We start from the raw sequence: 25,218 nt of genomic DNA, 5'->3' as shown, positions 1-25,218 counted from the left end.
TTAATTATTATTTATAAAAGTTTGGTTTTTAAATATTCCATATCTTGGAGCGAATAAAAATGCTATTAAAAATATTAATGTTTGAACTAAAACGATAGATCCACCTGTTTCAATATCGGACCAATAACTTATATAAACACCTAGAATACTTGAGAATGAGCTACTAATAACTGCTAATAAAGTCATTTGATCAAAACGATCAGTCAGCAAGTATGCTGTGGCACCAGGCGTAATAAGCATTGCCACTACTAGAATAATACCAACAGTTTGCAAACCAACTACTGCTGATAGAGATAATAAAGTTAATAATAAATAATGAAGTATACCTGTATTAATTCCTATAGATCTAGCATGCTTAGCATCAAAACAATAAAGCATTAAATCTTTTCTAAATATAAGCAATATAGATATAACAATAAACGAAATTATTAAAGTCTGGTTAACATCTGAACGAGAAATCCCTAGAGGACTTCCAAAAAGTATTTGCATTAGATCAATATTACTTTTAATTTTTGAAACCAATACAAGTCCTAATGCAAAAAAACCAGTAAAAACAAGTCCTATTACTGTATCTTCTTTAATTCTAGATTTCTGTTTAACAAATCCAATCAAAGCAACTGAACCAACTCCAAAAACAAAAGCACCTAAGGAAAAAGGGAGCCCTAATGCATAAGCAACAACAACCCCTGGCATAACCGCATGGGAAACCGCGTCACCCATCAAGGCCCAACCTTTTAAGGTCATATAACAAGATAAAAGGCCACAAACACCTCCCACTAAAGCGCTAACCATTAAAGCTCTTCTCATAAAGTCATGAGTTAATGGATCCAATAACCAATCAATTGGCGTAATGGAAATTAGAAATTCACTCATTTATAAAATCTTTACTTGAAGTCGGCCCTGATAAAGGATTTGGTGGAATACCTCCAAATGTTTTATTTAGATTTTCCGAAGTGAAAACTTCCGAGGTTTCACCATAAGCAAGAACAGTCTTATTGATTAGGACAACAAAATCACAAAAATCTCTCACATGATTCAAATCATGAGTAGATATCAAAATAGTATGACCTTCTTGTCGAAACTGAAGAAATAGCTCAGCCATAAGCTTTTCAGTAGGCACATCAACGCCCGAAAAAGGCTCGTCTAAAAGAAGTACGGATGCCCGCTGAGCAATTGCTCTTGCAAGAAAAGCTCTTTTGCGTTGCCCTCCTGATAAAGATCCTATTGGTCTTTCTCTGAGATCCAAAAGATCAACTCTTTCAAGAGCATGAACAACGGCTCTCCTATCAGATTCTCTTGGTATTCGGAAAATATTCATAGCGCCATATCTCCCCATCATCACAACATCCCAAACGCTCACGGGAAATGAATAATCTATACCTTCATTTTGTGGAACATATGCAACCGATTGCTCCTTCTGGGCATCATTAACCTTTATACCATTGATCCTAATTTTTCCCCTTGAAGGTCTAACAAAACCCATTAGAGCCTTGAAAAAAGTTGATTTTCCTGCACCATTCATACCCACAAGACCACATATTGATCCCGCTTTTAAATTCAAACTTGCGTCATAGAGAGCAACTGTACCGTTGTAGTCAACACAAACTTGCTCTGCCTCAATACGCATAAAATCTTTCTCATGGCTTTTAAAAATTGGGTTCATTATTTTTTAACTTCTGAAATAGATAGGCCCTTTGTAATTAATCGAACATTGTGCCTTAGTAAATCTATATAGGTAGGAGCAGGACCATTTAGATCTGAGAGTGAATCAACGTAGAAGGTCCCACCAAAAACAGCTCCGCTTGATTTCGCGACTTCCATTTGTGCTTCTGCACTGACAGTACTTTCGCAAAAAATTGTTGGGACTTCATTTTCTTTGATTTTTTTTATTAGATTCACCATTCTCCTAGGGGTTACTTGACTTTCAGCATTAACTGGCCACAAATATGCCTCTTTCATTCCGTAATCACGGGCCAGATAAGTAAAGGCTCCTTCACATGTCACCAAAAATCTTCTTTCTTTAGGAATAGAGGATAAAGAATCTCTTAGCTCTTTATCAAGCGTTTCAAGTTTAGCTTTATAGGTTGAAGCGTTAGATGAGTATTCAAGAGCTCCATTAGGATCGATTTTAATAAAAGCATCAACTATTTTATCTACATATTTCATAGCTCTTTTGGGTGACATCCAGGCATGAGGATTTGGCTTCCCTGAATAAGCATCTCCCTCTATCAATAATGGCTTCATCCCCTCGGTTAATTTCACATTGGGAATATCACCCGTGCTAATCATAAATTTCGAAAACCATGCTTCAAGGCCTAAACCATTTTCAATAATCAGTTTTGCTCCTTTAGTTTTTACAATATCACTAGGTGTAAATTGATAACTATGGATTTCTGCTCCTGGTTTCGTTATTGATTTAACTAGAAGTCTATCCCCAGCAACATTTCTAGCAAGATCGGCCAAAATTGTAAAAGTAGTCAAAACGAAAGGCTTATCATTACTTGGTCTATAGGTATTTTTATTTACACATCCTGTCAGTAATAAAATATTTAAAGCAAGGAAAATAGATAAACTAAGTATCTTGTTTTTCTTATAAATATAATCAGAAATAACCTTTTTATTAAACATATATTTGAATTTAGAAAATATTTATATTTTATCTAAATATAAGTCAAAGAGATACCAGAATAAAAGTTATAAACTTAAACCGATTTAACTTTGTAATTAATAGATTGAGACTGAATCCATTCTTTTGATTGCTTTAAAAAAGCCACCCAATCAACTCTTTCTAGCTCAGCAGCTTTTGATACTAGTTGAGGAGCTTGTTGCTTAATAAGTTCTAAATCAGGTTGAGTTACTCCATTATTGAGAGCCATCCAATCAGCCATCGATCTCCCAACCACTCTTGTTAAATAAGCAGCACTCAAGGCCTGAATTGTTCCAGCAGCAACCCAAGAGGAGCCATCAAGCTTTGCCAAGCTCAACAAGGACTGTCCACTCCATTCGACCACTCCTTGAGCAATTGCAGCCATTGCTAGTTGTCGTGAGACTGCCTCAAGTAATTCTGGCTTCATTTTGGAAGACCATATTTTCGACATTTCTTTGATCATCAAGCCATTAACCACTGCAACTGCAAGCAAATCAGTTGAGGCTACAGGGGAGGCGAAAACGATACCAGCAACTATCCACTGAGATCTTGTTTGAATAACCTTGAATTTTTCTCTTCTTAATTTTTCTAAATCTTTTTGCCAAGAAGTATGCAATCGAGACAAAAGTCTTTGCTTAGTAATGTCTGTATTCTTCTTTGGATTTTCAAGAAGTTTCTTAATTGGAGAAAGAACCGTTCCCATTTCTGTTTGAGATCCATCCCATTTCAATACTCTGTTAGTCCATCTATCTGGCAATTGAGCCTCTAATGCATTTCGCTCATCAGACCAATCTGTAGATTCTTTACTTGCAACCATTAGCCAGGCTGGTTGATCTGTAGGGATATTTTTAATCCACAAAAGATCAGCTGCGCTCATTGGAAGTGCTAAAGAATAAACAATAAAATCTTGCTCTTGGATTAAATCTGGCAAAATCCAATTTCGATCTCTTACAGGAAGAGCTGGTGGAAAAGAAACTTTTATTTGATTATTTATTCGTAAAACTTTTTCCAATTGCTCTTTTTCAGGTAATTTTACGCCTTTTGTTTTCAAGAAACCAATGCTTTGATCTTCGCTTCTATCAATAATTTTTTGCAAGGAATTAATTCTTTCTTTTTTCCTTTCACTTTGCTCTCCATCCTCAAGTAAGTACTCAAAATTCTCTAAAACGTCATGACATCTTCTTACCCATCCTTGAACAGTAGAGGGAGCATCAAATGAAACCTTTCCTGGTTTTAAAAAATAAAAAATACAACCAAGTCCTAATAGCAATCCAAGTCCACCCCCAGGTATATGGGCCACATCACTTAAAACCCATTGACCTGTAATAGTTAGCCCAATAAAAAGACTAATTTTCGGAATCGAAAAAGAAGGCAAGGAGAGAGGAGATTTTGTTAATGAATGATTTTCCACGATTTCAATAAATACAGTTTCTTCTTAGCTAACTTTCATTTTAAAGCAAATTTTCCCTTAATAACCGCAAAGAAAGAAGGTTTTACGTTTTTAAGAAGAAAAATTTATGCCTAAAGAAATCAAATCATTCCGCTGGGATCAATATCATTAGATGTGAAAGTGCTAATCAAGATATTCAAATATGTCGCAAAAGTACCGGCTATGCGTCACACTTGCCCCTATTGGCAAATATGTTCATGGGTGACTCTTACACCAATAATCAGTCAGGTGGTGGCGATTTCCAAAACCAAAGACAAAATGGTCGTAATAATTTCAGAGGTGGCCGAGGTCCTAACAATAGAGAGGGAGGCTTTCGTATTCGCTTAAGTGATAATGAAATGCGAGCAGCCAGATCATTACAAGAAGCCTTTAATCTTCGTTCTACTGTTGCTGTTTTAGGTTTCGCAGTAAGAACTCTTGCCCAAATGCTTGAAGATGGAAGTCTTGAAAATTTAGTCAACGAATATAGGTCTCAAGCGCCCGCCAATGACCAAAGAAGAGGCAGGGGTAACAGGGGAAACTATAACGGTGAAAATAATAACCCCGCCAACACAAAGCCAAACCCTTTTGCAAGACCAGAAAAGCCAGTTAAAGAACAAGAGGTGGCTGATACTGATCAGGCAAACAATGTTGCTCAAGATCCTGTAGAAAAAGATAATGATCAAGAAACAGACGCAAGTTCAAATGAAGATGATTCCACAAATACAAGCGAGCAAGGATAAGTGAATCAGAAGCGAGTCTTATCTGGTGTTCAACCCACAGGAGATGTTCATATTGGTAATTGGCTTGGAGCAATAAGAAATTGGGTTGAATTACAAGAAAATTATGAAACATTTGTCTGCGTTGTTGATCTTCATGCGATAACTACTCCGCACGACCCAAAATCTCTTCATCAAAATTCTTTATCTACAGCGGCTTTGTATATCGCTTGTGGGATGAATCCTGATAAATGCTCAATATTCATTCAAAGTCATATAAGCGCACATAGCGAGCTTTGCTGGATATTAAATTGCTTAACTCCTTTAAACTGGATGGAGAGAATGATTCAGTTCAAGGAAAAGTCAATTAAACAAGGCGACAATGTATCTATTGGATTATTAGATTATCCAGTCCTTATGGCAGCGGATATTCTTCTCTATGACGCTGATTTGGTTCCTGTTGGAGAAGATCAAAAGCAGCATCTAGAGCTTGCGAGAGATATTGCTTCTCAACGAATTAATTCAAAATTCGGATCAAAAGAGAATCCAATACTTAAAGTTCCAAATCCCTTAATTTTGAAAGAGTGTTCCAAAGTCATGAGTCTGACAGACGGAACAAAGAAAATGAGTAAAAGCGACCCAAATGAAAATAGTAGGATTACTTTATTAGACAATCCAGATGTAATTACTAAAAAAATAAAACGTGCAAAAACCGACTCAGAATTAGGGTTAGAATTCGGAAATCCTTCAAGACCTGAAGCTGATAATCTTTTAACAATTTATTCTATAATTTCCGGCCTAGGCAGAGAAAAAGCATCTGAGTATTGCGCCGAAATGGGCTGGGGTAAATTCAAACCAGAATTTACAGAGGCAATGATTAACGTTCTTAAACCTATTCAAGAAAAATATAAAGAACTAATGAATGATCCAGAAGAGTTAAAAAGAATACTAAATAGAGGCAAACTTACTGCCGAGGAGGTTTCTAAGTTAACCTTAAAGAGAGTTAAAGATGCTCTTGGATTTTATTCAACTCTATAGACGATTATGCCAATAATTACTTTACCTGATGGTAGTGAAAAGAACTATGAATCATCTGTAACGATTGAAAAAATAGCTGCAGATATTGGTCCTGGTTTAGCAAAAGCTGCACTAGCGGGAAGGGTCAACGGTAATCTTTTGGATACATGTATTCCAATAACAAATGATGCCGAGATACAAATAATCACATCAAAGGATAATGAAGGTTTAGAAATTATTAGACATTCATTCGCTCACCTTCTCGGTCACGCAGTAAAGCAGCTATATCCTGAGGCCAAAATGGCAATAGGGCCAGTAATTGAAGATGGTTTTTATTATGATATTTCATACAAAGATACATTTACTCCAGTAGATTTGGAGAAGATTGAAAAAAGAATAAAAGAACTTATAAATAAAGATTATGATGTAGATGTAGAAGTCGTTTCTCCTGAAAAAGCAACACAAGTTTTCTCAGAAAGAGGTGAAATATTCAAGCTAGATATAATTAAAAATATACCGAAAGACGAAATTATAAAACTATATAAACATGAAGAGTATATTGATATGTGCAGAGGACCTCATGTCCCAAACACAAGGCATCTAAGAGCTTTTAAATTAATGAAAGTTTCTGGTGCATATTGGCGAGGAGATTCTAACAATGAAATGCTTCAAAGAATATATGGAACAGCTTGGAAGAATTCTAAAGATTTAAAAGAATACATTAATAGAATTGAAGAAGCAGAAAAAAGAGATCATAGGAAGTTAGGTAAAAAACTATCACTTTTCCACTTTCAAGAAGAAGCACCTGGAATGATTTTCTGGCATCCAAATGGTTGGACTATTTATAGAGTTTTGCAAGATTTTATTCGGGAATCGATTTCAAAATATGATTATCAAGAATTAAAATCACCTCAGATCGTTTGTAGAAGTTTATGGGAAAAATCTGGACATTGGGATAAATTTAAGGAGGACATGTTTACCACTACATCTGAGAATAAAGAATATGCTATAAAACCAATGAATTGTCCATGTCATGTACAAGTATTTAATCAAGGTTTAAAAAGCTATCGTGATCTTCCAATAAGACTTTCAGAGTTTGGATCTTGTCATAGGAATGAACCATCTGGAGCTCTACATGGATTAATGAGAGTAAGAAACTTTGTACAAGATGATGGACATATTTTCTGCACTAATGAACAAATACAAGAAGAAGTTCAAAGCTTTATTGATCTTGTTTTTGAAGTCTATAAAGCCTTTGGTTTTAATTCAATTCTGATTAAACTCTCAACAAGACCAGAGAAAAGAGTTGGAAGTGATGAGGTATGGGACAAATCAGAAAAAGCTCTTTCAGATGCTCTTGATTCAAAAGGATTAGATTGGTCTTTACTACCTGGAGAAGGGGCTTTTTATGGTCCAAAAATTGAATTCTCCCTCAAAGATTGTCTTAACAGAGTCTGGCAATGTGGAACAATTCAAGTAGATTTCTCAATGCCTGAAAGGCTAAATTCAAGCTACATAGATGTTGACGGGAAGAAACAACCCCCTGTCATGTTGCATAGAGCAATTCTAGGTTCATTTGAGAGATTTATTGGTATTTTAATTGAGAACTATTCTGGGAACTTGCCAATATGGTTATGCCCACTTCAAATCGTAGTAATGGGGATAACTGACAGAAATAATGATGCATGCTTGGATACTAAATCTAAATTAATAAAATATGGTTTTAGAGCTTCTGTTGATACAAGGAATGAAAAAGTGGGCTTTAAGATAAGAGAGCACACAATGCAAAGAATACCTTTCTTGATAATTATTGGAGATAAAGAAGAAGAGAATAATGAAATCTCGGTGAGAACACGTGAGGGAAAAGATCTCGGCAAAATGACTTTGGATAAGTTCAAACTTATAATGGATAAATCAATCAGCCAAAAGAGTTTAGTGGAGAGTAAATCATAATTAAATAAATTTCATAAAAAATGAATTTACTTGCTGGAGACCTTGGAGGTACAAAAACAATATTAGCTATTTATTCAAACGATATCTATCCAAAAAAATTATTTGAAAAGTACTATATTTCTTCAGACTGGAAATCTTTTTATTCAATATTTGAAGATTTTATTAAACATTTACCAGATCATATATCACTCCCTGAATATGTTTGTATTGGAGTAGCAGGTCCAATAAGAGGCCAGAAAGTTAAGATTACAAATCTAGGCTGGGAAATAGAAGCAGAAGAATTATCTCAGCTTTCAAAAATAAATAATATTGAATTAATAAATGATTTCTCAGTTTTAATATATGGGATTCCATTTTTCAAAAATGACCAATATGAAGTAATCCAAGGAACATTAAATTCTGAGACCAAAACCAACCAAGAATTAGTTGCAATTATCGGAGCTGGTACTGGCTTAGGAATGTCCAGAGGATTAATTACACCTAAAAGCATTTTTATATTTCCAAGTGAAGGAGGTCATCGGGAATTTTCCCCAAGAACAGAAAACGAATGGGAATTAGTCAAATGGCTAAAAAAGAAGCTAAATATTCAAAGAGTATCGATTGAAAGAATAGTCAGTGGGAAAGGCCTTGGAATGATTGCGAGATGGAAATTGGATGATCCATCAAATGAAAACCACCCACTTCAGGAAACTTTAAAAAAAATGGATAGTGACAAATCAGCTTTCACAGATTTGCCCGAACTTGTCTGGGAAAAAGCAAATAACGGAGACAAATTAATGTCTGAAGCTTTGAGAATGTGGCTAAATGCTTATGGATCTGCAGTTGGAGACCTTGCTTTACAAGAACTTTGCACTTCAGGGTTATGGATTTCAGGTGGAACAGCCGCAAAAAACCTCGATGGAATAAACTCTTCTAACTTCCTAAATGCATTTAGTAATAAGGGTCGCTTTCAATCTTATTTAAAGGAAATCCCATTGATTGTTCTTAAAGATCCAGAAGCGACATTATTCAGTTCAGCTTGCAGAGCACGCTTAAGTGCCGAATCAAATGGGAGACTTAGCTAAAGGATAAAAACATGGGGCCGCCAAAAATAGGACAAACTGTCGTAGTAGAAGTTCCTTCTACTACAGCCAATATTGGTCCAGGGTTTGATTGCCTTGGTGCAGCATTAGATCTTTCCAATCAGTTCACTATTAAAAGGATTGAGGGTAATGCCGAAAGGTTTGAATTAATAATGGAAAGTACTGAAGGTAATCATTTAAGAGGCGGCCCTGAGAATCTTTTTTATCGAGCCGCGCAAAGAGTTTGGAGAACTGCAGGTGTTGAGCCTGTCGCTCTTGAAGCAAGAGTAAAATTAGCTGTGCCTCCTGCAAGAGGGCTTGGAAGCAGTGCTACAGCAATTGTGGCAGGATTAGTTGGAGCAAATGCACTTGCTGGATATCCTTTGCCTAAGGAAAAATTATTGGAGCTGGCAATAGATATAGAAGGTCATCCAGACAATGTTGTTCCGTCTTTAATAGGAGGTCTTTGCGTAACAGCTAAAACTGCAAATGACAGATGGCGCGTAGTCCGCTGTGATTGGGATCAATCAATAAAAGCAGTAGTTGCAATCCCATCTATTCGCCTTAGCACCAGCGAAGCAAGACGTGTAATGCCAGAAAACATTCCAGTAAATGATGCAGTAATCAATCTAGGTGCCCTTACTCTTCTGCTTCAAGGACTAAGGACTGGGAATGAGGCTCTAATTGCAGATGGTATGCATGACAAGCTTCATGAACCCTATAGATGGGGATTAATCAAAGGTGGGTTAGAGGTGAGAGAAGCGGCAAAGGCTGCCGGAGCTTTAGGATGTGCGATTAGTGGAGCAGGTCCAAGTATTCTTGCCTTGTGCAAAGCGACTAAAGGCCGAGAAGTCAGTGTCGCAATGGTCAAAGCCTGGGAAGCTGCTGGTGTAGCAAGTAGTGCTCCTTTAATGAGCCTCCAACTCAGAGGAAGCGAATGTATTTCAAACACCTTTGGGTAGTTCTACTCATGAAAACGAACAAAAACTGATAGCTTATGGCTGACTTGCCCCAAATCATGGATGCCAATCTGCCTATGAGTATTGATTCTCAGACAGTATTTCCTTGGCTTTCACTCATTGTGCTCCTACCTATAGTTGGAGCATTGATAATGCCTTTCCTCCCAACGCAAGAAAGTAAAAACTCTAATCTGCCAAGAAATATAGCCCTAGTTGTTTTATTAGCCGATTTTCTAATAATTGTATTAGCTTTTGCCAATTTGTTTGATCCAAGTAGCGAAAGTCTGCAGTTAGTTGAAAGACTTCAGTGGCTTCCTTCCATAGGACTCGAATGGTCATTAGGTGTAGATGGGATATCTGCTCCGCTAGTAGTTCTAAGCGGGCTAATAACTTTTTTGTCTGCAGCTGCAAGTTGGAAAGTAAAACAAAAAACAAGACTTTACTTTGCTTTATTATTGATTCAAGCTTCAGCCCAAGCTTTAGTTTTCCTATCCCAAGATTTCTTACTATTCTTTTTAGCTTGGGAACTTGAACTTGTTCCAGTCTATCTATTGATTGCTATTTGGGGAGGAAAAAGAAAACTATATGCAGCAACAAAATTCATCCTTTATACAGCTCTAGCTTCCCTTTTAATATTAATTAGTGGGCTTGCTTTAGCTCTTTCTGGTGATCAATTTACCTTTAATTTAAGTGAAATCGCAGCCAAATCTTTTACTGGTAATTTTGGGATATTTTGTTATTTAGGTTTTTTAATTGGTTTTGGAGTAAAGCTTCCTATCTTTCCACTTCATACCTGGCTTCCAGATGCTCATGGGGAGGCAAATGCACCGGTTTCAATGTTATTAGCGGGTATTTTATTAAAAATGGGAGGTTACGCTCTCATAAGATTTAACGTCCAAATTTTACCCGATACTCATTTAATACTCGCCCCAGCTTTAATCATCATAGGGATAGTAAATATTATTTATGGCGCTCTAAATGCTTTTGCTCAAGACAATGTAAAAAGGCGCATAGCCTGCAGTTCTGTAAGTCACATGGGTTTTGTTCTTGTTGGAATTGGTGCAGTTAATGCACTTGGAATCAGTGGAGCGATGCTCCAAATGATTAGCCATGGACTTATTGCTGCCGCAATGTTTTTTGTTACTGGAAGTTTTTATGAAAGAACCAATACTCTTTCAATACCGAATATGGGCGGTCTTGCAAAGGCTTTGCCCATTACTTTTGCATTCTTCTTGGCCAGTTCTTTAGCATCACTTGCCTTACCAGGGATGAGTGGGTTTATAAGTGAAATCACAGTTTTTCTAGGCATAACTAGTCAAGAAGGATTCACTTCGTTATTTAGAGCAATAACAATCCTTTTAGCAGCTATTGGACTGGTCTTAACTCCTATCTACCTACTTTCAATGTGTAGAAGAGTATTCTTTGGTCCTAGGATACCTGCTTTATCGATAGTAAAAGAAATGGATGCGAGAGAGCTTTCAATAGGTTTAAGCCTCTTAGTTCCTACATTAGTAATAGGTTTTTGGCCAAGAATAGCCATTGATTTATATGAGGTATCAACAAATGCTCTCGCACAATCATTAATTACCAATAACCTTGTACCAATCAGTTAGTTTTTGAATCTAAAAAATGACTTCAATCAAGCCAACAGCACTATTAAAAGGTGAAGGTCTACCTGATTACGATAAAATCACCCCTAACGAGATTACTGAAAACATACCCAAACTGATAAAAGAACTAAATGAAGAATTAAATAAACTAGAGGAACAACTCCAAAAACAATTACTAACCAAAAGCTCTCTAAGTTGGGAAGATGTAATGCCTCAGCTTTATGATATTGGTGAAAAGCTCAGGTGGAGCTGGGGAGTTGTAAGCCATCTGAATGCTGTATGTAATTCCACTGAATTACGTGAGGTTCATTCAAATCAGCAACCTGTAATCGTTAGATTTAGTAATCAGCTTGCTCAAAACGAAGTCATTTTTAAGGCACTCTCAAATTTGAAAGAGAATGGAAACATAAAGGATGAAACACAAATCAGAATAATTGAGACAGAACTAATAACGATGAAAAATAAAGGAATTGGTCTAGAAGCCAATGAAAAAGCACTATTTAATTCTCGCAGTGAGCGATTAGCTAAATTATCAACTACTTTTAGTAATAATGTATTAGATGCGACTAAGAATTGGAGTCTTTTATTAAAAAACAAGTCAGAAGTCGAGGGTCTTCCTGAAAGAACACTTGAGACATTGGCTCTAGCGGCAAAGGAGTCTGGCGACAAAGATCAAGAAGGCAATGATCCATCGGCATCAAATGGGCCATGGAGAGTTGGCTTAGATATGCCTAGGTACATTCCTTTTCAAACTTTTGCAAAAGATAGACGTCTCAGAGAGAAAGTTTATAGAGCCTTTGTAAGCAGAGCTAGCGATGGAAAGATTAGTAACAAAAAAATAATTGAAGAAATTTTAGATCTCAGAAACAAACAGGCAAAACTATTGGGATATAAAAACTGGTGTGAAATTAGTTTAGCCACAAAGATGGCGGATAATGAAAATGCTGTTGAGATGTTACTCGAAGAATTACGATTGGCGGCAATGCCTCATGCTGAGAAAGAAGTTATACATCTTCGTGAGTGTGCTATAAGAAATGGAGAAAACGAAGATTTTGAGCTATCTCCATGGGATGTAAGTTTTTGGGCTGAAATTCTACGCAAAGAGAAATACGATCTTGACCAAGAGAAACTCAGGCCATGGTTTCCTTTAGATCAAGTTCTTAATGGTCTATTCAATTTGTGCAAAAGACTTTTTGAAATTGACATTGAAGAAGCAAGTAATACAGCTCCTTTATGGCATAAAGATGTCCGTTTCTTCAATGTCAAAAATTTAGATGGCCAGAAAATTGCTTCTTTCTATCTAGATGCCTTCAGTCGTCCTGCGACAAAAAGAGGAGGTGCCTGGATGGATGAATGTTTGTGCCGAAATCAAAAGACGAAAGATGATATTGTTCTCCCAGTAGCCTATTTAGTCTGCAATCAAACAACTCCTATTGCGGACAAACCCAGTCTGATGAGTTTCGAAGAAGTAGAAACTCTCTTCCATGAATTTGGTCATGGACTACAACATATGTTGACAATTGTAAATTACCCTCAAGCAGCCGGTATTAATAACGTTGAATGGGATGCTGTCGAATTAGCAAGCCAATTTATGGAAAATTGGTGCTTAGAGGATCAAACAATTTCTGATATAGCAATACATTGGAAAACGAAAGAGCCATTACCAGAATCGGAAATAAATAAATTGAGGCTAAGCAGAACATTTAATTCTGGGCTTGCGACTTTAAGGCAAATACATTTTGCTCTTACTGATCTAAAACTCCATAGTCAATGGAATAAAGATTTAAAAATTTCCCCAGATGAGTTACGACGAGAAATCGCAAAAAACACGACAGTGATGGATCCTATTCCAGAAGATCAATTTCTCTGTGCCTTCAGTCATATTTTTGCTGGTGGCTATGCAGCGGGATACTACTCTTATAAATGGGCTGAGGTACTCAGTGCTGATGCCTTTGCCGCATTTGAAGAAGCAGGTCTTGCCAATCAGGATGAAGTTCGAAAGATTGGTAAAAAATATCGCGATTCAATTCTTAGTCTTGGCGGTAGTCGTTCACCCAATAAGGTTTTCAAACAATTTAGAGGAAGACATCCCTCTACTGATGCCCTTATAAGACATAGTGGACTTAATTAGCTACAGTTAAAAATCTTCTTGGCCAAAATATCTAGAGACCTAGAATTTGTTATCAATTCTTTATGTGTCAACACAGGTAAGTGATAAGAATCACCAACAGAAAGTTTTGCTTGCCAGCCTGGGAATGACATCAAATCCCATTTTGTGAAAAAGCTAGTACATTGAACCTTTTTTAAAGAAGTCAAGTCATTATTTAATTGAGATAATAAACTACTTCCTCTTTTCATCTCAGCGATACCTGGCATCAAAAATGAAGGGATCATTTGAGCTGTGTAAGTACCAAAATGAGGCGTACCAATACTAAAAAAACGTTTAGTTCTTAAAAAGCCATCATAATTTTGCAACCAAAACCTGCTAATTAACCCACCCATTGAAAAACCAACAATATCAATTTCGATTTCAGGACCCACCAATTCTTCAATCTTAGAATCAAGATCTCGAGCTAAACGCTTAAGAGAGGTTTTCCCATATTTGTGTGGCAAATGTGGTCTATACAATTCATAATCATCTTCGTTTATTTTTTTAATTAATTTTTCAAATAATTTAGGATTGTTCCACAAACCATGAACAAGAAAAATTGGTCTTTTATTTATATTCAATTAATTAATAGGAAATAAGAAATTCCTTTTTTTTTCGATTAGAACACTTCCAGAAAATCCATCTATTGGTGGCGAGCATTTTGTCAGCAGAATATGAATTGGAACTGGACCATATAGAGACTCAAGAAGATTCAAAATTTGATCGCTAAAATATTCAATCGTTAAGCATTTGATTTCATATGAAAGTTTTTTAACTGCTTTAATTGCTTCGCTATAGTCTATCGATTTATTTAATTGATCAAGCTTGGAAGACTCATCCAAATCCAACCAAAAACTGATATCAAGAAGAAAGCTTTGACCATGTATTCGCTCACTTTCTAAAACACCTACATGTGCCCATAAATTTATATCTTTTATATGAATTGGGCTTAAATTATTAAATTGACTCATAATGGTAGATCAACATGAGAAAAACTTCTATCTCCAGAAGCGAAATCCCTAACAAGATCACCATCACCTCTGAGATAATAGCGATAGGTAACTAAGCCTTCCAATCCAACTGGTCCTCTTGGAGGAAGAGTCTGAGTGCTTATACCAACTTCAGCTCCAAACCCATATCGGAAACCATCAGCAAAACGAGTAGAGCAATTATGGTAAACACCTGCACTATCAATCGAACTTAAAAACTTTTCAGCAACCACCTTGTCATCAGTAACTATCGCCTCCGTATGACGAGAGCTGTATTTACGAATATGTTCAATAGCTTCGCCTACATTACGAACAATTTTTATTGAAAGAATTAAATCAAGATATTCCGTAGACCAATCTGCCTCATCAGCCTTGTTTTTTACCCCTAAAGCTTGACTCTTTGCATCTCCCTTAAGAGTAACTCCTGCACTAGAAAAAATTGGCAACCCTTTTTTCAAAAACATCTCGGCAACATCTTGGTGAAGTAATAATGTCTCAATGGCATTACAAGCGGCAGGATATTGAATCTTGCTATCTAAAGCTATGCTAATAGCTTTATCAATATCTACAGAGTCATCTACATATAAATGACAAATTCCATCAGCATGCCCTAAGACAGGGATACGTGTATTTTCTTGAATAAATTGGACTAACTCATTACTACCTCTAGGTATTATCAAATTCACAAACCGATCTAAACGAAGTAAGCCTAAGCTTTCTTGACGTGTAGTGAGCAAAGACAACGCACCTGAACCCACGCTTGATTGGCTTAACCCCTTATCAAGCGAATCCATTATTGCTTGGTTTGTGGCTTTTGCTTCACTTCCTCCTTTTAATAAAGCTCCATTACCAGAACGAACAGCAAGAGATGCTATTTGTATTAATGCATCTGGTCTTGATTCAAATATCACTCCTAAGACTCCTAATGGAACCGTCACCCTCTCAAGAATAAGGTTTTCATCCAATTCCCTATGAAGTTGTCTATTACCTATTGGATCTGCAAGATTTGAAACTTTTAGAACCCCGTCAATGCACCCTTTGAGTTTACTTTTAGTTAACTGAAGTCTTGATAAAAGTGATTTATTCAACCCTTCTTTTTCTGATCTTTCAAGATCTTGAATATTTGCTTTCAATATCTTATCGGCATTATCATTCAAAGCATTTGCCATTTTAGTCAAAGCCTCACACCTTTGTTCATTAGTGGATTGACCAAGTAAGATAGAAGATTCTTTTGCGCTCGCTGCTACTTTTATTAGCTGAGGCGTAGGATCAGGAACTGAAAAGTTTGTACTCATTTGCTTAGATCAACTATTTAATTAAAGATAATTTTTCACTATCTTTAAAATATTCCTTTAATGGCGAATCAAGCAATAAAAAAAGATAAAAATCTATCTAACTGAGAATTTTTTAATTAAGTCATTTTTATCCAATTATTCATTTAATTAATATCTAAAATAGAGTTGGAGCTGACTTTGCCAATTCCCATTCTTATCAAATGAGCCTAGTAAACCTACGTTGGGATTCATTTGAAAAGTAATATTCCCTTTCGGTGGAATATCTTGTCTGTTAGGAGCAGCCTGAACTGAGAAATTAATTTTATCGTTCAGGTCAACACCTATTTCTGTCACCCATGCCTGTTGACCTGGAAAATTCGTATCTTCCTGATCAGTACTTGAAGAACTGCTATCACTACTATCATCCTCTGAATCTGCTCCATTTATATATGCAGGATACAAAGAAATTTGAAGTCTATCACTTAAAAAACCATTGATATTGCCTTGAAGATACGAAGCAAAAGATCTATTCAAAAAGCTAGCAAGCACATCACCATTACCTCCACTACTTATTAGATTTGCAAGAGAATTACCTCCTATAAGTCCTAGCAACTCGCTTCTTCCCAAAGATGGAGTACTTCTCAATTGAAAATTTTCACTAATACGATCTGCAGGCCCAGAGGCCGTCACTTCGACATTTACGAAACGAGATCCTCCAATACCAAATGATGCCATACCATTAGAGGAAAAATTGCTAACGTCTCTAACATTATCTGGAACACGACTTTTCAAAGTCACGTCAACATATGGAACCAAGCCCATAGACGGAACGAATACGGCTACATTAGGTTCACTTTGATCTAGATTAAAAGTAGTCGTAAAGAGATTAACGTAGCCACTAACAAGTTTAATAACTCCACTAACATCAAGTGTCTCGTCAAAAGCACCATTTAAGAGAAGGAATCCATTTGTTTCGAAGCTTGCCAAAGGTTGAGCAACCAATCGTAATGAAGGACCCAATACGAGCTTTAAATTATCAAAGAGTATTGTTTCAAACCCACTAGGCAAACCTGCACTGACCATTCGACTTGCAGGTGCATCTTCATCTTGAATAAACAAAACCAGGGGTTCCCTACGGTTCCAGTTTTGTTCTGGTAATCTATGAATTATTTTGACCTTAGAATGGTCCGATTTTTTAGATGTAGTCTGATCTGAATTATTAGCTCTTTTAGCAAAAATCGAACCTTCTGAAATAAAGACTTCACCTGCTAATTGAGGTTTCAAAATAGATCCCTTAACGACAATGTTAGATGAGGCGCTGACGTCAGTGAATGCTGTTTTAATACGTGTTTTTTCTATAGAAAGAGCCAATGGCTCACTTTCACTTAATTGTGAATCAAATAAAGATATTCCACCTTGACTTTTAATGATACCTGCTGCTCCTATATTCGCTTTGAGATTACGGACTTCAAGTCGATTGAAATCAAAAACTATTGTGCTATTCAAATTATTAATTTCTTTATCTTGAAAAAGTAGCTCACTGTTTTTTAAAACAAAAAAACCATTCGCAAGCGGTTTTGCAGGAGTTCCCCTAATCAACAAACTTAGATCAGCTGTCCCAGAGGTCCAAGATACATTCCCTTTCGTTAGCCCAGTCAAAAACGCCAACCCATCTCCATGACTTTCAACCTTTATATCAATAGGGTAGGAACTAATTAATGGGTAGGTTCCACCTAAATTAACAGAATTTGCCGAAGTTTTATCCCTTAGAGCGATATCAAACTCTAGATAATTATCTTTAAGTAAAATATTTCCATTATCTAAAATAATATTTCTGTTATAAATCACTGTATCTTTAATAATTAAATCCGCTGTAACTCTTGGGGTAAAATTACCTAAACTATAATTGCCCTTTAAACCAAAATACCCATTAATTGCCGAAGGTATTGGCGCAAATAAAGATAATAATGAAAAATTCAGATTAAGCAAAGAGAAATCTCCAAAACCTGAAGCTAGATTTCCATTAAAAGTTGCGTTAAAAGGTTTTATTTCATTAGAATTAATACTCTTCAATTTGTTTGTCCAAACCTTACCAAAGGCTTTAGCTTCTAAATTTAAATTAGATAGGTTTCGGCCACTTAATTTAATATCAGCATTAATATTGCCATTAAGATCATAAGGATTAATAATGTTCTGGTTATTTATTTTAGAGATCTCTTCTCTATATGAATCTTGGGACCTTTTTAAAAATTTGAACTTACTATCTATAGAACTATTTGGATAACCAATTATAAATTTTTCTAAATCTTCAGCCTTACCAATTGCATCTGAATACTTCAATCCTAATTTAGGAAACTCTAAAGCTGTAGCAGCAATCCAACTAGAACTTACCTCCTTGACTTGTGCTAACAATGAAAATTCGGACCCATTATTAATATCAAATTTAATCTTTCCATTTTCAGATGGTATTAATACACCTTTTAAATTAGTTTCTGAATTCTTAATTTGACCTTTAATGCTTGCCTTTTTTAATTTAAAACCTAATAATCTAAAATAATCTAAATTCAAATCACCATTAAGAAATAATGGATCAAGAGAAAATATTCCATTACCTGACACTTCCCCAAAGATTCGTTTAAAACTTTTCTCAGGTGGGAAAGCCACCTCTACTCTATCTAATCTGAATTTATAGGCATCCCATTCAAAAACATTTGATTTAGGATTTAGACTTATTTTACCTCCTAATCTATTGAGATTTAAATCATTAAAATTACCATCCTTTTTAAAGTTAATTTGAAGATCTCCAGGAATAGAAGCACCTTCTGATTCCATGTTCAAACTACCCCATTTTTTTTCACTTGGAATTCGAATAAAAGAACCTGTCCATTTTTCCCTTAATCGAATACCATTAACTTGTGGATTTTCTAAAGAAAGGTTAATAGTAGAGTTCAGAGAAGATAAGGGACCCTGAAAATCACCTTTTGTATTTATTTTTCCCGATAATGATGTATTTAGTATTGGATTTAAAGCACCTAAAGGAAAAGATTCTAAATTAAAATTAGCATTTATTTCTCCAGGAATAAATTGTCTATCAACGAACGAAATCGGTAATTTTGATTTCAAAGTAAGTGGTTTATGATCGAAATCTTTAATTTTAATAGAAGTTACAGAATTTATATAAGTTTTATCTTTTTTATAAAATGGTATTTCAGATGAATTAGATATATCCCAATATCCATAATTCCATTTAGATTCAATTAACTTAAACTTCTTATTATCACATTGTATTTTTGAATTATTTGTAGACAAGGTATCTCTTAAAGGTCCTCCTCTTAAAGTTAAATTATTAAACAATAAATCACCCTTACAACTTATTAAGCCTTTCTTTACTCCCAACTTTATACTTCCATTTATATTTCCTCTAGAAATAATATTAGAATTACTTCCTAAAACTCCCTCAAAGATTCCAAGACTAAGTTTATTGATTTTTACTTTAGTTTGAAATTCTATGCCATCCCAATACCCCTTTCCTGCGAGAAAGAGGCTTCCTTGTTTTTTGGAGTCTAGATTAATCGCACCATAAATCTTTTTCTTACCAAGATTGAGAGATAGATTACCTTTAGCTAATAATGTCGTATCCCCAGGATTAAATACAATTTTAGTTGGTTCTTTTAAATTAAATCTTAGCTGAAGGTTAATTTTTTTAGGATTATCATTCTGGGGAACAACCCAAAACGAACCAGTATCATTTTTACTTAATATAATTTCCGTTCCTTTTGGATTAAATATTGCAACTGGTTGCCAATTCAATAAACTCGCAAAAGGAGCAAATTTAATTGTTAAATTTGCAATGCTAACTGAGGAAGAATCTTTAATAACTGGAAGTATCCTTGTTAGCCCCAACTCAATTCCCCATGGCCTAAGCCCCCTGTATGAACCTATTTTTAAAGGATGACCTAATGAATTAGATAATGTTTTTTCTATTTGTGGAGAAAAGCGGCTTATAGTCCTATCTACTAGTAGATCTGCACCACTCCAAATCAAAACGCCACCCAACGCCGCAAAGGTTCCAGCAAGTCCCCATCGCTTTAATCTTTTAGAACTCCACTCATCTCCCATGAAACATTATTCTCAAACTTAGGGGAGCCAACAAACTATAAAGAATGAATTCAGGAGAAACCAGCCTATGTCTATGAGTGAACTTATCCAAGATATTACGAAATGGCTCGCCTGGGGAGGCTCAGGACTTGGTGTCTTGACTGTTTTGGGTTATCTATTTAACTGGGGAATTAAATTCCGACTAACTGGGACAACAATTTTCACACTTTTACTATCTGCCAGTTGTTGGGCGTTTGAGCAAAGTTATACTCCTCCTTTTAATGTCGAAGGTTACAAATATGCTCCTATTGTTTATGACAATGGATTTGATTTAGTTGTTGCTCAAGCATCAAATGATTTCCCAAAAGAAGCTATCAAACCAACATTGTTACAAATAGCTGGTAATTTGAAAGGAGGAGGAAGAAATGGCGCTCAGGTCAAAGTCAGGCTCAGAAAAATAGAATCAGCTGGTGATGGAATAAGTAAACCAATTATTCTAGGTGAATTAATAAATGATTTAAAAGAATCTAAGATAATAGAATTACCAGACAGAAATTACTCTGCAAGTGAATCTTTCTCGAATAATGCTCATATTGAAGAAATTACCTCATTAGAGACTGATGAATAATAAATCATTGTTGAAAGATCTTCCTAAAACCTTTTATCAAGAAGAAAAAATACTCTTATCAAATAATATAAAAACATGGGATTCTTTATTATCTATTAGTGATGAACAAATAAATCATCTAATAGATGGAAGTCTGGGTAGTGTTCGAAATGTAAAAAGACTTAAATGCATAGCGTATTTTATATGTACTTTAGATATTCAACTTAACGAAGCAGCCTTGTTGATGCACTCAGGATTAATTTCTAACAAGGCCATTTCACGACTTTCTCCTCAAGAGCTAGTTCAAAAGACTGGTCGCTTTGAGAGAATTCTTCGAACAGGAAGAATTCCAATAATAGATCTAAAAAAAGCTCACTTTTTAATAGAGAAAGCAAAAAAAACATTATTTAATTTACCCAAGAACAATTAGAGAATAGAATATAAATAATTCAAAATAAACTAGGTAAACTAAGGAAATGAATGGTTTACTAATCACTTTAATATTTACATCATTTGGAATCAGTCAAGGTGTAATGGCTCAATCGAGACTTCTTGAGAGTGTAAAAAGGAATTCTGATGAAGCAAAGTCTATTTGTGAAAGTTTCAGAGATCTAAATAAAAAAAACATTTCAGCTGGTTCACAAAAATCTATTCAGAAAATCTCAACTCAAAAGAATATCAGTGAAGTTGATGCTGAGATCCTTTCCATGTATGTAAGGGGTCTTTATTGCCCAGAAACTTTTTAAAACAAATAATGCACTCAATAAGATACAGAGACGAAGACTTACAACTTAGAGACGGAACATTATTAAAATCTCGAATTTGGTCTCCTCATGGTAATGGGCCATGGCCTGTCTTACTTATGCGCCAGCCATATGGACGAGAAATTGCATCCACAATTACATATGCTCATCCATCTTGGTGGGCTAGTAAGGGCTATCTAGTTGTCATACAAGATGTACGAGGTCAAGGTGGGTCTGAAGGAGTATTTTCGGGATTCAGTCAAGAAGCTTCAGACACTAGTCAAACTCATAATTGGGTGCGTTCCTTGCCCGAATGCAACGGCCTGCTAGGCACATACGGTTTTTCATATCAAGGGTTAACACAACTCATTGCGGAGGAAGGCACTCCTCCGCCTGATTGCATTATCCCTGCAATGACTGGACTTTCAGAGAATGAACATTGGAGTTGTGAAGGAGGAGCGTTTTGGTGGCACTTGGGAATTGGATGGGGTTTGCAATTAGCCGCCCAAAAAGCACAAAGAGAGAGTAATTGGGCAGCTTGGCACGAAATCCGTGAAAATCTTGAATCGAAAAAATATTTATGCAACGGTCATGATTTACTCAAAAAGCATGACCCAGAAGGGATGGCATATAAATGGCTCAATCTTTCGACAAGCAAAACTCCTCTATGGAAAACCCATGAACCATTAGATAGCTGGTTAAAAAAACCTTTGCTTCTGATTGGGGGCTGGTGGGATCCTCATTTGAAAGGGGTTTTAGATATTTTTGAGAAATCTAAGAAAGCAGGAGGGAATCCTAAATTACTAATTGGTCCAGCTACTCATCTTCAATGGTGGGATGGTGCACAACGCACCCAGTTAGATTTTTTTGATTCTCATTTAAAAGAAAAAACCAAAGAGATTCATTTCCCTCAAATCAATATTTGGAATCTAACCACTAAAAATTGGGAGATTTCGCTTCAACATAAAACTCCTACATGGAATCTTAGTAGCGAAGGTTTAGCTTCAGTAAGTCATCTAGAAGGATGCCTAGTACCTAATTCTGATTTAAAAGCAGATAGTGAAGTGAATTTAGTTCATGACCCATGGAGACCCATACCATCAATCGGAGGACATCTCAGTGATACAGCTGGTGAAGCGAACAGATTTAAGCTTGATATTCGACCTGATGTCGCAGTATTTACATCTAACCCTATTTTGAAAGATCTTAGGCTGGAGGGTATTCCAACTCTTTTTTTAGAAACCAAGTGTGACAGGGAAAGTTTTGATCTTTTCGTTGCATTATCAATAATCCCTAGTGGGGTCAAGAACACTGCGACTCAACTTTCGACTGGTGTACTCAGAATTGCTAATTGTGATAGAGGTAAAAAAAGCGCCAGAAAAATCAGACTTCAACCAATTCTCGCCACATTTAAGGCAGGGGATCGTTTAAGAATTTCAATCTCAGGATCTGGATGGCCAGCAATTGGAATAAATCCTGGTCAAAAACAATATTTGTGCCAAGGTCCCAGCCCTCACTGCTTAGTGACTACAATTTCTTTATTGCTTTCAAATTCAAAACTTAAATTTGAGTCACTTATTTCCATTTAGGGGTTCAATATTTACTTACATAGGATTAAGCTAACCTGCTATTTCAGCAATAAGTCATGCCCGTCTCTATCCTTCTAGATTCTTTGAGAGATGACGGACAAAGACTTTCTGAATGCCGACATGAAAGTCCCTTTTCTATTCTTGGTCCTCAACCGTTTAAAGATAAATGGATAACTCGAATATGGATGCCTGAAGCAAGTGCAGTTGAACTAATAACACAAGGAACAAAAATTCAGCTTCAAAATCCAAACCATGAATGGATATTTGAAGGGGTTTTAGATAAAGATCCTGGCACTGATTATCAAATAAAAGTAAATAGAGGAGGAATTGAACATGTGCAACATGATCCCTGGAGCTTTCGAAAAGAGTGGATGGGTGAAATTGATAGACATCTTTTCGCGGAGGGAAATCACCATCACATATGGCGGAAAATGGGTGCTCACATTACTGAAATAGATAAAAAGCAAGGAGTTATGTTTTGCTTATGGGCGCCTCATGCAAAAAGCGTTTCCGTTATTGGTGATCTCAATTCATGGGATGGCCGACATCACCCTATGCAAAAACGTCTAGGAGGAATTTGGGAACTATTCATTCCTGGTCTAAATGAGGGAGATTTATACAAATATGAAATCAGGACTGAGAAAGGACATTGTTACGAAAAAGCCGACCCTTATGGTTTTCAACATGAAGTCAGACCTGCAAAAAGCTCAGTCATATCAAAAATCGATTCATTTCAATGGAGCGATCAGTCTTGGATATCAAAGCGTGACAATAGGGATCCTTTAGATCAACCGATATCGGTTTATGAAATGCATTTAGGAAGCTGGATGCATGCTTCCTCAGACGAACCATTTATTAACTCAAACGGAGAGAATAGAGCTCCCGTTCCAGCAGCAGATATGAAGCCTGGCTCAAGATTGCTTACTTACAAAGAGCTGGCAAATAAAGTCATTCCCTATGTCAAAGAGAGAGGCTTCACTCATATCGAGCTTATGCCGATTTCAGAGCACCCTTTTGATGGCTCATGGGGGTATCAAGTTACTGGTTGGTATGCGCCTACAAGTAGATATGGATCACCAGATGAGTTTCGTGCCTTCGTTGATTCATGCCATAAAGAGGGAATAGGAATCATTCTAGATTGGGTTCCAGGCCACTTCCCTAAAGATCAGCATGGACTTGCTTATTTTGATGGCAGCCATCTATACGAGCATTCAGATCCCAAAATTGGAGAGCACAAAGAATGGGGCACATTAATTTTCAATTACAGTCGAAATGAAGTTCGTAATTTTCTAGTTGCAAATCTAATTTTCTGGTTTGATCAATTTCATATAGATGGAATACGTGTTGATGCAGTTGCCTCAATGCTTTACAAAGACTATCTTCGTCCTGAGGGTGAATGGATACCTAATGCAGACGGAGGAAATGAAAATTTTGAAGCAGTTAGATTCCTACAACAGGCTAATCACGTTCTTTTTCAACATTTTCCAGGTTCACTTTCTATTGCGGAAGAATCAACCACATGGACTGGTGTAACCAAACCAACTGACATGGATGGACTCGGTTTCAACCTAAAATGGAACATGGGTTGGATGCACGATATGCTCGATTATTTTGAAATTGACCCATGGTTTAGACAATTCAATCAAAACAATATTACTTTCTCCATTTGTTATAACTTTACCGAAAACTTCATGCTTGCTTTAAGCCACGATGAAGTTGTTCACGGGAAAAGTCATCTCTTACACAAAATGCCAGGAGATGACTGGCAGAAGTATGCTAACACTCGAGCATTGCTTGCATATATGTGGACACATCCAGGTAAAAAAACAATATTTATGGGGATGGAGTTTGGGCAGCGCCAAGAATGGAATGTTTGGGATGATTTACAATGGGATCTTCTAAATTTTGAACCTCACAAAGGAATTCAGAAATTAGTAGATGATTTGAATACTTTATATAAAAAAGAACCTGCTTTATGGAGAAATGATTTTGACGAATACGGTTTCCAGTGGATTGATTGCGATGATAATAAAAATTCCGTAATTAGTTTTATGAGAAGAGAAAAAACTGATGGCGAATGGTTAGTAATAGTGGCAAACTTTACCCCTCAAAACCATGATAATTACAGAATAGGTGTGCCTATTGATGGATTCTATGAAGAAATTTTCAACACAGATGCGAGTCAATATGGAGGCTCAAATATAGGAAATATGGGAGGAAAATCAACAGATTCATACAACATACATGGCTATGAAAATTCTATAGATCTTTGCCTTCCTCCTCTTAGCGTTCTGGTTCTAAAGCATAAATCCAAGAAAAATTAACCTTCCTCGAATAGAAATGTTTCAACCTTGCCTCATAAACTAATTTCAAC

General features: G+C 36.1%; 20 protein-coding genes. 12 read left to right on the top strand and 8 right to left on the bottom strand.

From position 1 onward, the window contains the following. The 4 genes from O5637_RS00200 to O5637_RS00185 form a co-directional block, all read right to left on the bottom strand. A complete protein-coding gene (locus O5637_RS00200) occupies positions 1–873 on the bottom strand; it encodes a metal ABC transporter permease (protein WP_269605073.1) in 873 nt (290 codons plus the stop codon). Further along, a complete protein-coding gene (locus O5637_RS00195; RefSeq protein ID WP_269605071.1) occupies positions 866–1,663 on the bottom strand; it encodes a metal ABC transporter ATP-binding protein in 798 nt (265 codons plus the stop codon). The genes O5637_RS00200 and O5637_RS00195 overlap by 8 nt, the downstream gene beginning before the upstream one ends. Then, positions 1,663–2,628, bottom strand: a complete 966-nt coding sequence (locus O5637_RS00190; RefSeq protein ID WP_269605070.1) for a metal ABC transporter substrate-binding protein — start codon at positions 2,626–2,628, stop codon at positions 1,663–1,665. The genes O5637_RS00195 and O5637_RS00190 overlap by 1 nt, the downstream gene beginning before the upstream one ends. A 74-nt stretch (positions 2,629–2,702) precedes the next feature. Continuing rightward, complete coding sequence (locus O5637_RS00185) at positions 2,703–4,058, bottom strand: YcjF family protein (RefSeq protein ID WP_269605068.1); 1,356 nt, start codon at positions 4,056–4,058, stop codon at positions 2,703–2,705. Positions 4,059–4,288: 230 nt separating this feature from the next. Here O5637_RS00185 and O5637_RS00180 point away from each other — a divergent pair, with 230 nt between their 5' ends. Genes O5637_RS00180 through O5637_RS00150 form a run of 7 tightly spaced genes read left to right on the top strand, consistent with a single transcriptional unit; the run spans position 4,289 to position 13,526 of the window. Then, positions 4,289–4,819: a hypothetical protein gene (locus tag O5637_RS00180; protein ID WP_269606984.1), complete on the top strand. Its 531-nt coding sequence runs from the start codon at positions 4,289–4,291 to the stop codon at positions 4,817–4,819. Next, positions 4,820–5,833, top strand: a complete 1,014-nt coding sequence (gene trpS / locus O5637_RS00175; protein WP_269605066.1) for a tryptophan--tRNA ligase — start codon at positions 4,820–4,822, stop codon at positions 5,831–5,833. A 6-nt stretch (positions 5,834–5,839) separates the two neighbouring features. Continuing rightward, positions 5,840–7,765: a threonine--tRNA ligase gene (gene thrS, locus O5637_RS00170; RefSeq protein WP_269605065.1), complete on the top strand. Its 1,926-nt coding sequence runs from the start codon at positions 5,840–5,842 to the stop codon at positions 7,763–7,765. Between the two features lie 20 nt (positions 7,766–7,785). Next, positions 7,786–8,829, top strand: a complete 1,044-nt coding sequence (locus tag O5637_RS00165; protein ID WP_269605063.1) for a glucokinase — start codon at positions 7,786–7,788, stop codon at positions 8,827–8,829. Positions 8,830–8,840: 11 nt separating this feature from the next. Beyond that, positions 8,841–9,788 (top strand): homoserine kinase, encoded by a 948-nt coding sequence (thrB, locus tag O5637_RS00160; RefSeq protein WP_269605061.1) that lies wholly within the window; start codon positions 8,841–8,843, stop codon positions 9,786–9,788. Between the two features lie 56 nt (positions 9,789–9,844). Continuing rightward, on the top strand, positions 9,845–11,398 hold the full coding sequence (locus O5637_RS00155; RefSeq protein WP_420063736.1) for an NAD(P)H-quinone oxidoreductase subunit 4: 1,554 nt from the start codon (positions 9,845–9,847) through the stop codon (positions 11,396–11,398). 16 nt (positions 11,399–11,414) lie between these two features. After that, entirely contained in the window at positions 11,415–13,526 is a 2,112-nt protein-coding gene (locus tag O5637_RS00150; RefSeq protein ID WP_269605059.1) for a M3 family metallopeptidase, read from the top strand. Here the strand turns inward: O5637_RS00150 and O5637_RS00145 are convergent. The 4 genes from O5637_RS00145 to O5637_RS00130 form a co-directional block, all read right to left on the bottom strand. Then, positions 13,523–14,125 (bottom strand): esterase/lipase family protein, encoded by a 603-nt coding sequence (locus O5637_RS00145; RefSeq protein ID WP_269605057.1) that lies wholly within the window; start codon positions 14,123–14,125, stop codon positions 13,523–13,525. The two genes, O5637_RS00150 and O5637_RS00145, sit on opposite strands and share 4 nt — an antisense overlap. Further along, positions 14,126–14,515, bottom strand: coding sequence for a dihydroneopterin aldolase (locus O5637_RS00140; RefSeq protein WP_269605056.1), 390 nt, complete (start codon positions 14,513–14,515; stop codon positions 14,126–14,128). Next, a complete protein-coding gene (locus tag O5637_RS00135; protein WP_269605054.1) occupies positions 14,512–15,828 on the bottom strand; it encodes a glutamate-5-semialdehyde dehydrogenase in 1,317 nt (438 codons plus the stop codon). The genes O5637_RS00140 and O5637_RS00135 overlap by 4 nt, the downstream gene beginning before the upstream one ends. A gap of 147 nt (positions 15,829–15,975) precedes the next feature. Beyond that, entirely contained in the window at positions 15,976–19,926 is a 3,951-nt protein-coding gene (locus O5637_RS00130) for a translocation/assembly module TamB (protein ID WP_269605052.1), read from the bottom strand. A gap of 73 nt (positions 19,927–19,999) precedes the next feature. Between O5637_RS00130 and O5637_RS00125 the strand changes: the two genes are divergently transcribed. The 5 genes from O5637_RS00125 to glgB are packed head-to-tail and all read left to right on the top strand — an operon-like array spanning position 20,000 to position 25,168. Then, on the top strand, positions 20,000–20,533 hold the full coding sequence (locus tag O5637_RS00125; RefSeq protein WP_332299750.1) for a Ycf51 family protein: 534 nt from the start codon (positions 20,000–20,002) through the stop codon (positions 20,531–20,533). After that, a complete protein-coding gene (locus O5637_RS00120) occupies positions 20,526–20,942 on the top strand; it encodes a DUF4332 domain-containing protein (RefSeq protein WP_269605048.1) in 417 nt (138 codons plus the stop codon). Before O5637_RS00125 ends, O5637_RS00120 begins: the two co-directional genes overlap by 8 nt. A 46-nt stretch (positions 20,943–20,988) precedes the next feature. Beyond that, positions 20,989–21,258: a hypothetical protein gene (locus O5637_RS00115; protein WP_269605046.1), complete on the top strand. Its 270-nt coding sequence runs from the start codon at positions 20,989–20,991 to the stop codon at positions 21,256–21,258. Positions 21,259–21,266: 8 nt separating this feature from the next. Next, a complete protein-coding gene (locus O5637_RS00110; protein WP_269605044.1) occupies positions 21,267–22,844 on the top strand; it encodes a CocE/NonD family hydrolase in 1,578 nt (525 codons plus the stop codon). Positions 22,845–22,900: 56 nt separating this feature from the next. After that, entirely contained in the window at positions 22,901–25,168 is a 2,268-nt protein-coding gene (gene glgB / locus O5637_RS00105; RefSeq protein ID WP_269605042.1) for a 1,4-alpha-glucan branching protein GlgB, read from the top strand. Positions 25,169–25,218: the final 50 nt, after the last annotated feature.

Source organism: Prochlorococcus marinus str. MIT 0917, from assembly GCF_027359575.1.
In the GTDB taxonomy this organism is placed as follows: Bacteria; Cyanobacteriota; Cyanobacteriia; order PCC-6307; family Cyanobiaceae; genus Prochlorococcus_B; species Prochlorococcus_B marinus_D.
Note: the sequence above shows the minus strand (reverse complement) of the source record. Positions and strands in the feature narration are given on the sequence as shown.

Bases quoted from the DNA above. Each gene is read 5' to 3' on its own strand.
- O5637_RS00125 (WP_332299750.1), top strand. From the start codon at position 20,000: ATGAGTGAACTTATCCAAGATATTACGAAATGGCTCGCCTGGGGAGGC.
- O5637_RS00135 (WP_269605054.1), bottom strand. From the start codon at position 15,828: ATGAGTACAAACTTTTCAGTTCCTGATCCTACGCCTCAGCTAATAAAA.
- O5637_RS00140 (WP_269605056.1), bottom strand. From the start codon at position 14,515: ATGAGTCAATTTAATAATTTAAGCCCAATTCATATAAAAGATATAAAT.
- O5637_RS00115 (WP_269605046.1), top strand. From the start codon at position 20,989: ATGAATGGTTTACTAATCACTTTAATATTTACATCATTTGGAATCAGT.
- O5637_RS00165 (WP_269605063.1), top strand. From the start codon at position 7,786: ATGAATTTACTTGCTGGAGACCTTGGAGGTACAAAAACAATATTAGCT.
- O5637_RS00130 (WP_269605052.1), bottom strand. From the start codon at position 19,926: ATGGGAGATGAGTGGAGTTCTAAAAGATTAAAGCGATGGGGACTTGCT.
- O5637_RS00195 (WP_269605071.1), bottom strand. From the start codon at position 1,663: ATGAACCCAATTTTTAAAAGCCATGAGAAAGATTTTATGCGTATTGAG.
- O5637_RS00155 (WP_420063736.1), top strand. From the start codon at position 9,845: ATGGATGCCAATCTGCCTATGAGTATTGATTCTCAGACAGTATTTCCT.
- glgB (WP_269605042.1), top strand. From the start codon at position 22,901: ATGCCCGTCTCTATCCTTCTAGATTCTTTGAGAGATGACGGACAAAGA.
- O5637_RS00150 (WP_269605059.1), top strand. From the start codon at position 11,415: ATGACTTCAATCAAGCCAACAGCACTATTAAAAGGTGAAGGTCTACCT.
- O5637_RS00120 (WP_269605048.1), top strand. From the start codon at position 20,526: ATGAATAATAAATCATTGTTGAAAGATCTTCCTAAAACCTTTTATCAA.
- thrS (WP_269605065.1), top strand. From the start codon at position 5,840: ATGCCAATAATTACTTTACCTGATGGTAGTGAAAAGAACTATGAATCA.
- thrB (WP_269605061.1), top strand. From the start codon at position 8,841: ATGGGGCCGCCAAAAATAGGACAAACTGTCGTAGTAGAAGTTCCTTCT.
- O5637_RS00200 (WP_269605073.1), bottom strand. From the start codon at position 873: ATGAGTGAATTTCTAATTTCCATTACGCCAATTGATTGGTTATTGGAT.
- O5637_RS00110 (WP_269605044.1), top strand. From the start codon at position 21,267: ATGCACTCAATAAGATACAGAGACGAAGACTTACAACTTAGAGACGGA.
- O5637_RS00180 (WP_269606984.1), top strand. From the start codon at position 4,289: ATGTTCATGGGTGACTCTTACACCAATAATCAGTCAGGTGGTGGCGAT.
- O5637_RS00190 (WP_269605070.1), bottom strand. From the start codon at position 2,628: ATGTTTAATAAAAAGGTTATTTCTGATTATATTTATAAGAAAAACAAG.